The following is a 14,906-nucleotide window of genomic DNA, read 5'->3' as shown; positions in this document are numbered from 1 at the left end:
CAGTTGGCCCCTTGTCCCCGGGCTTCATTCTGCCCATCGCTATTGAACAAGGATTGACCTCGAAACTAGAGGATGGTTTATCGGATGTCGATAACGAAATCGGACAGTGCCTCCATGTCGAGCCGTATGGACCACCATGATTTGCTCTCGGGCCTGGTTCGGCTGCATATCCTGCATCACGCAGCGCAGCATCCGGTCTATGGGCAATGGATGATCGACGAACTGGGCCGACACGGCTACCGCCTGTCTCCCGGCACGCTGTATCCGATGCTGTCCAAGATGGAGCGGGACGGCTACCTTTCCAGCACGACTGAGCGCGACGGGCGCACATCACGAAAATTCTACGCCATCACGGATCTCGGGCGCGAAGGCCTGGCGGTTGCCAAGATCCAATTGAAAGAACTCAAGGGAGAGGCTGGAACCTCATGACGGATAGCGCGATCACGACCGATACGAAGATGCCGGCAGGCACGCCATCGGAAGTCTTCACCACCTTCCTCAAACTCGGCGTGACATCCTTCGGCGGTCCGATCGCTCACCTTGGTTATTTCCGGGAAGAACTCGTCAACAGGCGCGCATGGCTTTCCGACCACGCTTATGCCGATCTGGTAGCACTATGCCAATTCCTGCCCGGTCCTGCCTCCAGCCAGGTTGGTTTTGCTCTCGGCATGATGCGCGCGGGCTGGCTTGGGGCGCTTGCAGCGTTCACAGCCTTTACCCTACCGTCCGCGCTGATCCTCCTGGTGTTTGCCCTCTCGGCTCCAAGCATATCCGGGCCAATTGGAACGGGCGCGCTGCATGGTCTCAAAATCGTCGCCGTCGCCATCGTGGCGCAGGCGGTCTGGGGCATGGCAAAAAACCTCTGCCCGGACAAGGAAAGGGCAGCGATCGCGGTCCTGGCCGTCGCGATCCTTGCTTTCCTCCCGGGTGCCTTCGGTATGATTGGAGCGATCCTCGCTGGCGCCATTGCAGGTCTTCTCCTCGGCCGTGGCACCGGCACGCCCTTGAGCGGCCATGTGACGATGCCGGTATCACGCCGGGGCGCGGCTGCGGCACTCATCGCCTTTTTCGGCCTGCTGGTGGCGCTGCCCTTGCTTGCCAAGTACGGCCAAACATTCGCCGTCGCCGACAGCTTCTACCGCGCAGGATCACTAGTGTTTGGCGGCGGCCACGTGGTCTTGCCCCTTCTCGAGGCCGAAGTCGTCCAGCCGGGCTGGGTTACACCTGACGCGTTCCTCGCAGGTTATGGAGCCACTCAAGCCGTCCCCGGACCGCTGTTCACCTTCGCCGCCTATCTGGGTGCTGTGCTCGGTCCCGAGCCGAATGGTATCGCAGGTGCGATGATCGCGCTTCTGTCGGTTTTCCTGCCTGGCTTTCTGCTTCTCGTCGGCGTGCTACCGTACTGGGATCGCTTCCGCTCGATGGCGACGGCGCAGTCCGTGATGCAGGGAGCAAACGCTGCTGTCGTCGGCATCCTCGCTGCTGCACTCTATTCCCCTGTGTTCACCAGCGCGATCGGCAACATGCGTGACTTCACGCTGGCGCTTCTTTGCTTCGTCCTGTTGATGGCGTGGAAGCTTCCGCCGTGGATCGTCGTAGTTGTAGCCGCAGTCGGTGGCGTGGGGTTGGCCGTGATTGACTAGGACGGCCTTGCCGAAACACCATCAATGCGAGCCGAATAATGCGATCGCCTTCATCGGATATTCGTCTCCTGATCCAGGAGCTTAGGCGGACTGCACTTCGACCGTGACGTGAGAGAGATCGTGAATAGCGGCCAACTTGGCTTTGTAGGCTGCGACGGGTAGCGGTGCCGGTGAACGGAGCGCGACGATAGCTCCATGATGTCCTGGGCCGAGCTGCCAGACATGCAGATCGACTATCTCATCTCCTTCGGTCTCGATGATGTCCCGAATTTCTTGCGGAAGGTCCTCATCCGGCGGAAGATAGTCAAGCAGGACAGCGCCCGTATCCCGCATCAAACCCCACGACCAACGTGCAATCACCAGACCGCCGACGATACCCATAGCAGGGTCCATCCAGTTCCAGCCGTAGAGGCTACCAAAAATCAGCGCCGCGATCGCGAGAACCGAAGTCAAGGCATCTGCTAGCACGTGAAGATAGGCAGCACGGAGATTGTTGTCGGTAACTGCCGCATGATGATGCCCGTGGCTGTCACTGTCATGAGAATGATGGTGGTCGTGTCCATGGTGGTGATGCGAGTGGTCGTCACGCAGTAGCCATGCGCACAGCAGATTCACACCGAGACCTACCACCGCCACCGAGATTGCCTGCGGGAAATCGATCGCTACCGGACTGTAGAGGCGCATCAGGCTCTCCCAGCCGATCAATAGCGCAATCAGCGCCAGGACGACTGCACTGCCGAAGGCCGCAAGGTCACCGAGTTTGCCTGTGCCGAAGGTAAACCGTGGGTTATGGGCATTCTTGCGGGCGAACATATAGGCGAGGGCTGCAATCAACATGGCGGCCGCGTGCGTCGACATGTGCCAGCCATCGGCTACAAGTGCCATCGATCCGTATAGCGAGCCGGCGGCGATCTCGATCACCATCATGGTCGCAGTAATCACAATCACGAGCCAGGTACGGCGCTCGTTGCGTGCGTGGTTGTCACCGAGGAAAATGTGCTCGTGAGGGGACTGAAGGCGAGTGTCCGCGGTCATTTCAGATAGGTCCTGATGGCATCGATGAGTTCAGTCGCGGCATGTGCTCGAGCCTGATCGGGATCGGATTGCGGGTTCGAAACGTGCTCGCGGATGTGGTCTTCGATCAGTTCTCCGGTCAGCCCAGTGACAGCACCCCGAATAGATGCAACCAGGTTCAAGACCTCACCGCAAGAGGCGTCGCTCTCCAACGATCGTTCCACAGCCTCGATTTGTCCCTTAAGCCGTCGAACGCGGGCGAGCAGCTTGTCTTTGTGCTTTTTGGTATGGCTCATAACATAGGGGGGTACCCTATATTCGCTATTGCCGCAAGCTTGCGCTTCGGGGCACTTGACCTTCCCATCATGGGAAGCTGCAGGCTTGATTTCCGGTTGACCGACATCAATCCGCAAGGGCTCGAAAACGCCTATTCTGGTGGTATCGATAGAGAGAAGGTGATGAGCGGTATTTTGAGGTTCCAGAATTGGATCATGCTGACCGTCGCCTTGCTGGCGATGACGCTTCTATTCGCGTCCACCCAATCGCATGCCGGTCCACCGCCATGCCCGTCCCAAATCGTCCATGCCGGCGGTGAAAACCACATCCAGACAGACGGCCAGACGGATATGGACCACTCGGCCACGCATGGCTGTTGTGCGCAGGCCTGCACGCTCTGCCCTCCGTCGTTCTCAGTGATGTCGCTGTTGGCTGATCAATTCGAGCGTGCGCTTGTCCCAATCACTGCGTGCTCACCCCTTCACGGGCAGATCCCTTCTCCAGGACGTCATCCCCCTCGAACCGCTGTCTGACAAACGCGCTTAGTGCGCATCTTCCTGTCAACAGCATGGTCATCACAATGACCGGATCGAGAGAAACATCATGTATCGCAGAGACTTTCTGAAAACGCTCGCCTTGGGTTCCGTGGCCCTGTCTCCCCTCGGCCATGTCTGGGCAAACCCAGGAACACAAACGAGCGAGCTTGTGATTGGTAAACGGACTCTGGAGGTCCACGGCAAGGCCGCCTCCGTCTTCGGACTGACCGACAAGGCCGGGAACGCCGGGCTGGTCCTCAACGCGCCCTCGGACTTCGACGTTCTTCTTCGCAACGAAAGCGACGAGGAGACGCTCATCCACTGGCATGGGCTTACGCCGCCTTGGGATTTGGACGGGGTGCCGGGAAACCCAGCTGCGCTGCTTCCGCCTAAGGAAAGCCGGGCCTACAATTTTCCCTTGCCGAGAGGCGGTACCCATTGGATGCATGCCCACACTCTGCAGGAGCAGAGCCTGCTCGCGGCACCCCTGATCATACGAACCGCCGAGGATCTTGCCCGCGACGAGCAAGAGGTCATCGTGCTCCTGCATGATTTCTCCTTCAAGTCGCCCGAGGAACTGCTTTCCGACCTTCAGAGCGGTGGCGGTCATGCCATGCCCTCCGGACACGGAGATATGTCCTCCATGATGAACATGCATGGTGGCCATCAGATGGGCTCGGCTGAAACTTCGGCCGGGCCTCATATGATGACGGGCATGGACCTGAACGACATCGAGTATGACGCCTATCTCGCCAATGACCGGACGCTCGATGACCCCGAGATCGTTAGGGTAGATCGGGGCGGCCGCATCAGGCTGCGCATCATAAATGGCGCCACGGCAACCGCCTTCACGATCGATACGGGCGAACTCGAGGGCGAGCTGATCGCTGTCGACGGGATGGACATCGTCCCGGTCCGCGGCCGACAGTTCCCCTTGTCGATGGGCCAACGCGCCGACATCCGTTTGGCCTTGCCACTTGGCGACGGGGCGTATCCTATACTGGCCCTGCGGGAAGGGGCAGTTGAGCGCACTGGTGTTATCCTCGCCACCGCCTCTGCACGAGTGCAAAAGCTTGAAACCACTGCGGCAGCCAAGGGACCGGTGCTCGACCTTTCGCTCGAGCAAAGCCTTCAAGGCCAGACACCGCTGGCAGGGCGCGCTGTTGATCGGCAGTTTGCGCTGAGGCTGGGGGGCGACATGGCGACCTATCGCTGGTCCATCGATACCGACAGCCCGATCGAAGTCAGCAGCGGACAGCGCATTCGGATTTCCATGCACAACATGTCGATGATGGCGCATCCGATGCATCTGCATGGCCATCACTTCCAAGTCGCGGAAATCAACGGCAAGAACATTTCCGGCGCGATGCGGGACACTGTGATGCTTCCGCCCATGTCGCAGGTATCGATCGAGTTCGACGCGGATAATCCAGGCCGCTGGCCGCTGCATTGCCATCATCTCTATCATATGGCGACAGGCATGATGACATTCGTCGACTATGGCCAGCAGGGCTGAAGGAGGGCGAGATGAACAACTCAAGTCACGCGCATCACCAACACCACGGACGGTCCCACGATCCGGCAGCTTCTTCATTCAAGCCCGGTGGCCCGGGCATTGTCAAAGCGTCGATCTACACCTGCCCCATGCATCCCCAAATCCGGCAAACGGAGCCCGGCAATTGCCCCATCTGCGGAATGGCGCTTGAGCCGGAGGTGGCGAACTTGGAAACGGGTCCAAGTCCAGAACTGGCGGATATGACCAGACGGTTCTGGATCGGCCTCGTCCTCAGCATCCCGGTGATCGCCTTGGAAATGGCTGGGCATCTCACAAACCTCCATATGATACTGGGGCCACAGACATCGAACTGGCTGCAGTTGGTGCTCGCGACACCTGTTGTCCTTTGGTCCGGATGGCCCTTCTTCGAACGCGGCTGGAAATCCTTGGTGACGCGCCGCCTGAACATGTTCACCCTGATCTCGATGGGAACGGGTGCGGCTTGGATTTACAGCGTCGTCGCGACCGTTACGCCTGGACTGTTTCCGGTCACGTTCCGCGCAGAGGGAGGTTCGGTCGCCGTCTATTTCGAGGCTGCTGCCGTCATCACGGTCCTCGTCCTGCTTGGTCAGGTTCTGGAGCTGAGGGCGCGCGAACAGACGGGCGGTGCCATCCGCGCGCTTCTCGATCTGGCACCGAAGACCGCACGGCGCGTGAGCGCCGATGGCATAGATGAGGATGTCGGCCTCGACGCCGTTGCTGTCGGCGACCGCCTGCGCGTTCGGCCGGGGGAGAAGGTGCCAGTTGATGGCCTGCTTCTGGAGGGTCGAAGCTCCGTCGACGAATCCATGATCACGGGCGAATCAATGCCTGTCACCAAGGATGTCGGGTCGAAGCTGATCGGCGGCACCATGAACCAGACCGGTGGTTTCGTCATGGAGGCTGGCAAGGTCGGGAGCGACACCATGCTCTCACAGATCGTCCGCATGGTCGCAGACGCCCAACGCTCTCGGGCACCCATCCAGCGCCTCGCCGATGAAGTCTCGGGCTGGTTCGTTCCGGTCGTCATCGCGGTTGCGCTCGTGGCGTTTGCTGCCTGGATGATTTATGGGCCTGAGCCTCGCTTTGCTCACGCTTTAGTGGCGGCCGTTGCCGTTCTGATCATTGCCTGCCCCTGTGCCCTGGGCCTGGCAACACCAATGTCAATCATGGTCGGCGTCGGTCGCGGAGCAAGTCTTGGCGTGTTGATCAAAAACGCCGAGGCCCTAGAGCGCTTTGAGAAGGTCAATACGCTTGTCGTCGACAAGACAGGCACTTTGACGGAGGGGCGGCCCGAGGTGACAGCGATCGCCGCGGTCGCAGGCATATCAGAATCCGAACTGCTGCGGCTCGCGGCCACAGTCGAGCGTTCAAGCGAACATCCGCTGGCACTGGCAATCGTCAATGCGGCCAACAACCGTGGCATCGCTCTGGGAGATGCTACCGACTTTGACAGTCCAGTGGGCAAAGGCGCGACGGGCGTGGTCGAAGGCAAGCGGCTGATCCTCGGCAGCCACCGCATCATGGAGGAAGAAGGTGTCGACGTTACCGCGATGACTGCGAAGGCAGAAGAGCTTCGTAACGAGGGCGCAACGGTCATTTTCATTGCTATTGACGGCCACTTGGCAGGTCTCTTTGCCATTGCCGATCCCATTAAGGCGACGACACCGGATGCGGTGATGGCGCTCATCGAAGACGGTATTCGCGTCGTCATGCTGACGGGCGACAACAAGACAACCGCTCTTGCCGTAGCACGCCGCCTCGGGATCTCGGAGGTGGAAGCGGAAGTCCTGCCTGAGGACAAGAGCAAGATCGTCTCGCGGCTGCGCAGTGAAGGCAGGATCGTTGCCATGGCGGGCGACGGTGTGAATGATGCTCCTGCACTGGCCGCAGCAGATGTAGGTGTTGCCATGGGAACAGGAACCGACGTTGCCATTGAGAGTGCAGGGGTCACCCTTCTGAAGGGAGACCTTCAGGGCATCGTCCGGGCGAGGCAGATGAGCCGCGCGACGATGAGCAACATCCGTCAGAACCTCTTCTTTGCCTTCATATACAATGCCGCAGGCGTGCCTGTCGCAGCAGGCGTTCTCTACCCCGTCTTCGGCCTGTTGCTCTCCCCGATCATTGCCGCAGGAGCAATGGCCCTGTCGTCGGTGAGCGTTATCGCGAACTCGCTTCGCCTGAGAAACATAAAGCTATGAAGCTGATCGCGCGCACCTGTTGATGATCGCCTCTTAGGCGTGACGGCCCATGTTCTAGGTCCTTCGTGCGCCTTGTGTGCCTCGAACAGTTGGATTCTCGATCTTAGGGCTTCTGCTGTTGAAACAATCTGTTACCTTCGCGACACATATTGCCGCAAGTCGCTCTGCTAACTCCAGAGTCTGCAAACTAGGTGAAGCTGCGGAGAGAATACCCTTGGATGCCTCAGCCGAAATCCTGATCGTTGACGATGACGGCCAGATCCTGATCCTGGTCGCCAAGTTTCTTCGGGCAAACGGCTTTCGCGTTCACACGGCGCGAAACGGAGTGGAAATGGCCGAGACGCTAAAGCGCTTGTCGGTCGATCTCATCGTGCTCGATCTCATGCTGCCGGGGAAGAACGGGCTGGAGATCTGTCGCGAACTGCGCCGCACTTCCTCCGTCCCGATCATCATGCTGACGGCCAAGGGTGACGAGACGGATCGCATTATCGGTCTTGAGGTCGGTGCCGACGACTATCTGCCCAAACCCTTCAATCCTCGCGAACTGCTGGCACGCGTCGGCGCGGTGCTAAGGCGGACTCGCACGACTGGTAACCCTTCGACTGAGCGTGCCGGTCGGAGCTTCAGCTTTGCTGGATGGTCGCTCGACACCATGAAGCGGGAACTGACCGCACCAAGTGGTGTGGTCGTGGATCTTTCAACGGGGGAATACGACCTGCTGCTCGCGTTCCTCGAAGCGCCACAACGGGTTCTCAGCCGTGAGTTCCTCTTGGACGCGGCCCGCAATCGGGCAATCGAAGGCTATGATCGGTCGATCGATGTCCAGGTCAGCCGTCTGCGTCGCAAGCTCGACGGACGTGAGGATCTCATCAAAACGGTGCGCGGCGCGGGTTATCTCTTTGCGACGGATGTCGTCCGTGCCTGATGTTCGTTTCGAAACACGGTTGCAAGGCTGGTGGCGGTCGATAGACAGCCTGAGACTGCGGACAGCCCTCGTCGTGCTGTTTGGCATCTCTCTCGTCCATTTTGGCAGTCTCTTCACTTACCACCAGAGCCTGGAACAGGAACTGGACCTCGCAAACGAAGTCCGGCTTGCAGACCAGCTTCTGACGATCAAACGATCCGTCATGCGTGCGCCAGTCGATGAACGGGAGGATGTCGCGCACGACTTCTCCGGGGGGTCGATAGACGCCCATTGGGGTTCCACTCCGTACGCGGTTGAGGGCGATACCGCTGGTCAGAACTGGGAGCCACTTCGTCGCAACCTTCGAGCACTTGCTCCAGAGATTGCCGAGGACGGTCTCATTATAGGGCCGGATAACCAGGCAGGTGATGATCCGCATCTGGCAGTCGTGTCGATCAAGCTCCCCGATGCATCTTGGATCAACGTCAATCTCGTCTCCTGGGATCGCAAAGTGCCGCCGCCGGGAGGAATGCTGGTTTCGACAACCTTGATGGCTCTCGGGGCAGTCGTGGTCTCCATGCTCCTGGTGCGCTGGTTCACTCGTCCTCTGACAGCGATGGCTACTGCGGCCAAGGATTTCTATCGAGGCAAGACTGTCGTTCCCGTTCCGGAAACCGGGCCAAGAGAGGTGGTTGAACTCGCTGTCGCCTTCAATGATATGCAACGGCGCATCGAGCGATTGATCGAAGACCGCACCCAAGCGCTCGCAGCCGTTTCGCATGATCTGAAGACTCCGATCACACGGCTGCGGTTCAGAGCCGAGGATCTGGCCGATGGTGTCGCGCGCGATGCAATGGCGGAAGATTTGACTGAGATGGAGCGGATGCTCGATCAGACCCTTTCTTTCCTGCGTGGCGATCGCAGCGACGAAGAACTGAAGCCGATCGACATCGTCGCGATCCTCGGAACGCTGGTCGACGATGCGGCCGACCGTGGCGCATCCATCAAACTGTCCGGGGCCGCCCATGCGATCGTGACGGGCCGGAGGCTGGCGCTTAAGCGCGCCTTCTCCAATCTCATCGACAACGCACTCAAATATGGCGAGAGGGCAAGGGTCCAGGTAGACGATCGGCAGTCCGACGTCCTCGTCTCAATCAGTGACGACGGCCCCGGCATCGCGGCTCAGGACGTCGAGCGGGCCCTTTCACCCTTCGTTCGGCTTGAGCCATCCAGGAGCCTTGAAACAGGCGGTTTCGGGCTCGGACTCCCGATTGCCCAGGCGATAATTGACGGGCATTCCGGTACGCTTCGCCTGGAGAACCGCCAAACAGGAGGGCTGGTCGTCAGTGTCATCCTCCCGAAGGGCGTGGCAAAACCATCCTGAAACATTCTGTAACAATCGGGACATCGACGGACAAAAAGGCGCAGCTACACCGGAGCAAATCAACTTTTGCTCAGGGTTACGATGGTCGACCGATTCGCCTCTGTTCTCGCTGGAATCTGCCTTTCTGTCATAGGACTTGCTGCAACCTCTGCAGCGGCCCATGAGGGCCATGATCACGGCGCGCCGCCCCCGCCCGTCTCCACCACGATCGCACCGCGCGCCGACGCATCGACGGCCGATCTCGAACTGGTAGCCGTGGCACGCGGAGAGCGGCTGGAAATCTTCCTCGACAGCTTCAAGGGTAATGAACCGGTCGACGGTGCAATGCTTGAGATCGACGGTCCGTCGGGAACGCTCTCGGCCGAAGCTTCGGGCGAGGGCATCTACGTGGCGAATGCGCCATGGCTGACAAAGCCCGGCTCGTATGACCTTGCCATAACGGTAATGGCCGGAGACCTGTTCGACGTCCTGACGGTGACCATGGTAATCCCGGGGATGGCGACCAGTGCCGTTCCCGCCGCAGCCGCAGATAACTTCCTGATCAGTTCTGCGTTCGCACAGGAAGTGGGGGCGCGACTGCAGCGCCGGGACATGACACTGTGGGCCGTCGGTGGTGGCGGTGTGGTGGTCGGGCTTCTGCTCGCGGCATTCTTCCGCCGCCGTAAGCCTGCCGGATCTGTCGCTGCGATCGCGGCAGCCCTCCTATTTTCCGGAGCACCGCAGTCGGAGGCCTCTGGTCCTGCTGCACTCACGGCACAAGCAGCCGAACGGGATGTCGCCCAACGGTTTGCCGATGGGTCGATCTTCGTTCCGAAGGCAACCCAGCGGATCCTTGCTATTCGCACGATCCTCACGGAACAGGCAGCACACGCAGGCACGGTTGAACTTCCGGCCCGCATCATCCCAGACCCCACAACGTCAGGCTATGTCCAGGCCTCTGTGTCGGGAAGGCTTCTGCCGCCAACCGGTGGCTTCCCGCAGCTTGGCGCGAGGGTGTCCGCCGGGGACGTCTTGGCCCTCGTACAGCCCTCCGTCGGTGCCGCAGATCTAACGAGCCAGCAGCAGCAGGCCCGCGAGCTCGATCAGGAGATCATGCTGGTCGAACGCAAGCTGCAGCGCTTCGAGCGGCTTCAGTCGGTGGTGGCGCGCGCCGAGATCGAGGATGCAACATTGGAACTCCAGGGCCTGAAGGCCCGGCGCGCCAATCTGGAGCAGGCACCGACGGCGGCTGAAAAACTGACCGCACCCGTATCAGGTGTCATCGCTGCAGCCCAGGCCGTTGCCGGTCAGATTGCCGAGCCCAATACCGTGATCTTCCAGATCATCGACCCCAGCCGTTATTGGGTAGAAGCACTGAGCTTCGACGCGCATTCCGTCACCGGAGCCGCGCGGGGCAAGTTCATGGATGGCAGGACCGCTTCTCTCTCCTATCGCGGCAGTGGGCTTGCGGATCGCAATCAGGCCATCCCGATCCATTTCAGCGTCGAGGGCCAGGCAGAAGGTATCCGTGCCGGGCAGTTGCTGACCGTTCTGTCATCGACCACTGACGAGCGCACGGGCATTGCCGTGCCACGCACCAGTGTTCTGCGTGCTTCCAACGGGCAATCACTTGTCTATGAACACACCAATTCGGAACGTTTCGTCCCGAGGGAAGTCCGGACCGAGCCGCTGGATGGTGACCGTCTTCTCATCGTCTCCGGGATCGAAGCCGGAAAGCGCATCGTCACACAGGGCGCCGAACTCCTGAACCAGATCCGCTGAGGCTCCGATGTTCAATTTTCTCGTTACCCAGTCACTGCGCAACCGCCTGTTCGTCCTGGCGATTGCCGCAGTCCTGATGATCTACGGGGCGTTTACGGTCACGAGGCTGCCGGTTGACGTCTTCCCCGATCTCAACCGACCGACCGTCACCATCATGACGGAGGCAGAGGGGCTGGCACCGGAAGAAGTCGAGCAGCTCGTCACCTATCCGCTCGAATCCCAGATGAACGGGCTTCCCGGTGTGAGCCGCGTCCGCTCGACATCGGGCGTCGGTCTCTCGATCATCTATGTCGAGTTCGACTGGGACACGGATATCTACCGCAACCGCCAGCAGATCGCCGAGAGGCTGTCGCTTGTACAGCCACAACTGCCGGCAAATGTCGTGCCGCAAATGGGGCCGATCAACTCGATCATGGGTCAGGTCATGCTCATTGCCGTGACCGGGCCGGACAATGTCTCGGCCATGGATTTGCGCGAACTCGCTGATTTCACCGTCCGACCGCGGATCCTGAGCATTCCGGGTGTGGCCCAGGTCATTCCGATCGGGGGCGAAGTTCGCCAATATCGGGTTTCTCCGAATTCGGCCGCCATGCGGGCACTCGGCGTGTCCTTCGAACAGATTGAACAGGCTCTCGCGCAGTTCGGCTCTAACACCGGCGGCGGCTTCACCGACCAGTACAGCCGTGAGTTCTTGATACGAAATGTCGGCCGCACGCAAAATATCGAAGATCTCGCAAACGTCGTCGTGGCTAGCGTCGACGGCCAGCCTGTCCTTTTGAGGCAGGTCGCCGAAGTCGGCTTCGCGCCGCGCCTGAAACGTGGAGACGCCGGTTATCAGGGTCAGTCTGCGGTGATCGTCTCGGTAGAAAAGCAACCTGATGTCGACACTGTCAAATTGACTCGCGAGGTCGAGACCGCCCTCAGCGAAATCAGTGCAACATTGCCTGCAGGCGTGAAGGCGGATCAGGTTCTTTTCCGGCAGGCCAATTTCATCGAAACCTCGATCGGCAACGTGCAGAAGGTGTTGGGCGAGGCAATTGTCGTCGTTGCCATCATTCTCTTCGTCTTCCTCTTGAACACGCGAACGACGGCGATCTCGTTGACGGCCATTCCGGTATCCATCCTGGTGACCGCGATCGTCTTTCACCTGCTCGGGTTGTCGATCAACACCATGACGCTCGGCGGCCTGGCAATCGCCATCGGCGAATTGGTCGATGATGCCGTTGTCGACGTCGAGAACATCTTCCGGCGGCTGCGGGAGAACCGGGAAAAGGACAACCCGCGATCAGTCTTCGATGTCGTCGTCTCGGCAAGTCAGGAAGTCCGCTCGGGGATCGTCTATGCAACGATGATCATTGTTCTGGTCTTCGTGCCTTTGTTTGCCCTGTCAGGTATCGAGGGACGGCTCTTTGCGCCGCTTGGTCAGGCCTACATCATCTCCATTCTCGCCTCGCTCGTCGTCTCGATCACGCTGACCCCGGTCATGGCCTATTACATGCTGCCCGGCCTGAAACGTCTCGACGAGCATGAGGGCGTGGTCGTGCGGGTCCTGAAACGTGCAAACCGTCGGCTGCTCGACTGGTCATTCGGGCATCCGAAGATCCTGATGACCACCGTGCTCGCTGGCGTCGTGGCAGCGGTTCTGTTTGCCACCCAATTGCCGCGCTCCTTCCTGCCGCCCTTCAATGAAGGGACACTGACGATCAGCATGCTCTTCAACCCGGGCATCTCGCTTGCCGAGAGCCATCGGGTCGGCCTGATCGCAGAGCGGTTGATCATGGAAGTGCCGGAGGTCGAGCAAGTTGGTCGTCGTACGGGACGCGCCGAGCTCGACGAACATGCAGAGGGCGTCCACTCGTCCGAAATCGAAGTGGCGCTCGGTGCAGACGGTCGGTCCAAGGACGAGATCATTGCCGATATCCGCTCGCGGCTCTCGGTCCTGCCCGTCGCCACCAATGTCGGCCAGCCGATCTCGCATCGCCTCGATCATATGCTGTCGGGCGTGCGGGCGCAGATCGCACTCAAGATCTTCGGTGAGGATCTCGACAGCATCCGCGGCTTTGCCGAGGAGTTTCGCGGCAAGCTGGCTGAGATCCCGGGGATCGTGGACCTTCAGGTGGAAAAGCAGGTGCGCATCCCGCATCTCGAGGTCATCGTCGATTACCGTCGGGCGGCCCTTTACGGTATCCAGCCGGCGGCCGTCACCGAGCAGCTTGAGCGCCTGTCGAACGGGACGATCGTGTCCCGCATCGTCGACGGCAACAAGCGGTTCGACGTCGTGCTGCGTCTCGAGGACGAGACCCGCAGCACCAAGGGGCTATCGGATCTCCTCATCGAGACACCTGCGGGCTGGATCCCGGTCAGCCAGATCGCAGAGGTCCGTGAGACGGATGGTCCCAACCAGATCCTGCGCGAAAACGGCAAGCGTCGTGTGGTCGTTCTCGCCAATACGGACGGCGAAGCTGATATGGCAACTGTGATCGCCGAAATCCGGAATGTGATTGCGGGTTCTACCCTCCCACCCGGCTTCTTCGTGAGCCTTGAAGGGACCTTCCAGGCGCAGGAGGAGTCGATGAGAACCATCGGCCTCCTCTCCATCATCTCGCTGACGATGGTGTTTGCGATCCTGTATTCCCGCTACCGCTCGGTGCTCTTCGTCTTAATCATCATGGCGAGTGTGCCGCTGGCACTGATCGGCTCGGTCACCGCGCTCTGGATTGCCGGCCAGCCACTCTCAGTCGCATCGATGATCGGCTTCATCACGCTGACCGGCATCTCGACGCGGAATGGCATCCTGAAGATCAGCCACTACATCAACCTGGCGATCCAGGAAGATCTGCCGTTCGGCAAGGAGTTGGTCTTGCGTGGCTCACTGGAGCGTCTGACCCCTGTCTTGATGACCGCCCTGTCGGCGGGGGTCGCCCTGATCCCGCTGATGATCGATGCGACCGCACCGGGCAAGGAAATCCTCCACCCGGTCGCAATCACGATCTTCGGAGGCTTGGTCACAGCGACCGTACTCGACACGCTTCTCACGCCGACGCTGTTCCTGAAATACGGCCGCAAGCCATTGGAGCGCCTCGTCGAGCAGGCCCGCAGTCAGCAGAGGGACGCGGTGCAAGTCGCCGGAACGCCCACACAACCCATTGAAGCCTTTTAAGTCCTACCAGGAGAACTCCATGCGCCGCAGTCTATTTGCCCTGTCCCTCGTCGCCTCCATGGCGGCTCTGCCCGCTTACGCCCACGCACCCCGCCCTGGTCCGAATGGGGGCCTTAAGGTCGATGCAGGCGCAAGTCACCATGTCGAACTGGTGGCGACGGGAACGACTGAAGTGACGGTTTACCTGTTCGATGCTGCCGACCAGCCCGTCTCTGCAACGGGACACACGGGCAATGCAATCTTGTTGATTGACGGCGCTATCAGGCGTTTCGAGCTGTCTGCTGCTGACGGCAACCGCCTCACCGGGACTTCGCCTGTTCCGGTCAATCCGGGTGTCAAGGGTGCGATCCAGGTGATCACACCAGACGGGACCACCGCGCAGGGAAAGTTCTGATCTGAAAAACTCGCAAGGGAGGGATGGGCAGGATCCTTGTCTTGCGGCAAAGATGTCACGCCATCGCCGTGCCAAGATCAGGTCATCAACTGTCGGGAG

At 60.2% G+C, this 14,906-nt stretch carries 12 protein-coding genes; 10 read left to right on the top strand and 2 right to left on the bottom strand.

The annotated features are described in order from the left end of the window. Positions 1–84: 84 nt before the first annotated feature. Both ACQKP1_RS12700 and chrA read left to right on the top strand, forming a co-directional pair. Positions 85–429, top strand: a complete 345-nt coding sequence (locus tag ACQKP1_RS12700; protein ID WP_425467440.1) for a PadR family transcriptional regulator — start codon at positions 85–87, stop codon at positions 427–429. Further along, on the top strand, positions 426–1,643 hold the full coding sequence (gene chrA, locus ACQKP1_RS12695) for a chromate efflux transporter (RefSeq protein ID WP_427275506.1): 1,218 nt from the start codon (positions 426–428) through the stop codon (positions 1,641–1,643). The genes ACQKP1_RS12700 and chrA overlap by 4 nt, the downstream gene beginning before the upstream one ends. Before the next feature lie 81 nt (positions 1,644–1,724). On the opposite strand, the gene dmeF is transcribed toward chrA, so the two are convergent. Together dmeF and ACQKP1_RS12685 are read right to left on the bottom strand one after the other, a co-directional pair. Beyond that, complete coding sequence (gene dmeF / locus ACQKP1_RS12690; protein WP_427275505.1) at positions 1,725–2,678, bottom strand: CDF family Co(II)/Ni(II) efflux transporter DmeF; 954 nt, start codon at positions 2,676–2,678, stop codon at positions 1,725–1,727. Further along, positions 2,675–2,953, bottom strand: a complete 279-nt coding sequence (locus ACQKP1_RS12685; protein ID WP_427275504.1) for a metal/formaldehyde-sensitive transcriptional repressor — start codon at positions 2,951–2,953, stop codon at positions 2,675–2,677. The genes dmeF and ACQKP1_RS12685 overlap by 4 nt, the downstream gene beginning before the upstream one ends. Before the next feature lie 96 nt (positions 2,954–3,049). On the opposite strand from ACQKP1_RS12685, the gene ACQKP1_RS12680 reads away from it, so the two are divergent. From ACQKP1_RS12680 to ACQKP1_RS12645, 8 genes are all read left to right on the top strand, one after another. Next, positions 3,050–3,466 carry a hypothetical protein gene (locus ACQKP1_RS12680; protein WP_427275503.1) on the top strand — a complete coding sequence of 139 codons (417 nt, stop codon included), beginning with the start codon at positions 3,050–3,052 and terminating at the stop codon, positions 3,464–3,466. 70 nt (positions 3,467–3,536) lie between these two features. Beyond that, a complete protein-coding gene (locus tag ACQKP1_RS12675; protein WP_427275502.1) occupies positions 3,537–4,985 on the top strand; it encodes a multicopper oxidase family protein in 1,449 nt (482 codons plus the stop codon). Between the two features lie 11 nt (positions 4,986–4,996). After that, the gene (locus tag ACQKP1_RS12670; protein ID WP_427275501.1) at positions 4,997–7,204 is read left to right on the top strand and encodes a copper-transporting P-type ATPase; all 2,208 of its coding nucleotides are present in this window, start codon (positions 4,997–4,999) and stop codon (positions 7,202–7,204) included. Positions 7,205–7,418: 214 nt separating this feature from the next. Beyond that, on the top strand, positions 7,419–8,129 hold the full coding sequence (locus tag ACQKP1_RS12665) for a response regulator (protein ID WP_427275500.1): 711 nt from the start codon (positions 7,419–7,421) through the stop codon (positions 8,127–8,129). After that, on the top strand, positions 8,122–9,492 hold the full coding sequence (locus tag ACQKP1_RS12660) for an ATP-binding protein (RefSeq protein ID WP_427275499.1): 1,371 nt from the start codon (positions 8,122–8,124) through the stop codon (positions 9,490–9,492). Before ACQKP1_RS12665 ends, ACQKP1_RS12660 begins: the two co-directional genes overlap by 8 nt. An 81-nt stretch (positions 9,493–9,573) precedes the next feature. Next, the gene (locus tag ACQKP1_RS12655; protein ID WP_427275498.1) at positions 9,574–11,253 is read left to right on the top strand and encodes an efflux RND transporter periplasmic adaptor subunit; all 1,680 of its coding nucleotides are present in this window, start codon (positions 9,574–9,576) and stop codon (positions 11,251–11,253) included. Between the two features lie 7 nt (positions 11,254–11,260). Next, positions 11,261–14,413, top strand: coding sequence for an efflux RND transporter permease subunit (locus ACQKP1_RS12650; protein ID WP_427275497.1), 3,153 nt, complete (start codon positions 11,261–11,263; stop codon positions 14,411–14,413). A gap of 19 nt (positions 14,414–14,432) precedes the next feature. Further along, positions 14,433–14,807 (top strand): hypothetical protein, encoded by a 375-nt coding sequence (locus ACQKP1_RS12645; protein WP_427275496.1) that lies wholly within the window; start codon positions 14,433–14,435, stop codon positions 14,805–14,807. Positions 14,808–14,906: the final 99 nt, after the last annotated feature.

This window comes from Allorhizobium sp. NPDC080224 (assembly GCF_050281005.1).
Taxonomy (GTDB): Bacteria; Pseudomonadota; Alphaproteobacteria; order Rhizobiales; family Rhizobiaceae; genus Allorhizobium.
This window is presented reverse-complemented; position numbering and strand designations above follow the sequence as displayed.

Bases quoted from the DNA above. Each gene is read 5' to 3' on its own strand.
- ACQKP1_RS12700 (WP_425467440.1), top strand. From the start codon at position 85: ATGTCGATAACGAAATCGGACAGTGCCTCCATGTCGAGCCGTATGGAC.
- chrA (WP_427275506.1), top strand. From the start codon at position 426: ATGACGGATAGCGCGATCACGACCGATACGAAGATGCCGGCAGGCACG.
- dmeF (WP_427275505.1), bottom strand. From the start codon at position 2,678: ATGACCGCGGACACTCGCCTTCAGTCCCCTCACGAGCACATTTTCCTC.
- ACQKP1_RS12685 (WP_427275504.1), bottom strand. From the start codon at position 2,953: ATGAGCCATACCAAAAAGCACAAAGACAAGCTGCTCGCCCGCGTTCGA.
- ACQKP1_RS12675 (WP_427275502.1), top strand. From the start codon at position 3,537: ATGTATCGCAGAGACTTTCTGAAAACGCTCGCCTTGGGTTCCGTGGCC.
- ACQKP1_RS12670 (WP_427275501.1), top strand. From the start codon at position 4,997: ATGAACAACTCAAGTCACGCGCATCACCAACACCACGGACGGTCCCAC.
- ACQKP1_RS12655 (WP_427275498.1), top strand. From the start codon at position 9,574: ATGGTCGACCGATTCGCCTCTGTTCTCGCTGGAATCTGCCTTTCTGTC.
- ACQKP1_RS12650 (WP_427275497.1), top strand. From the start codon at position 11,261: ATGTTCAATTTTCTCGTTACCCAGTCACTGCGCAACCGCCTGTTCGTC.
- ACQKP1_RS12645 (WP_427275496.1), top strand. From the start codon at position 14,433: ATGCGCCGCAGTCTATTTGCCCTGTCCCTCGTCGCCTCCATGGCGGCT.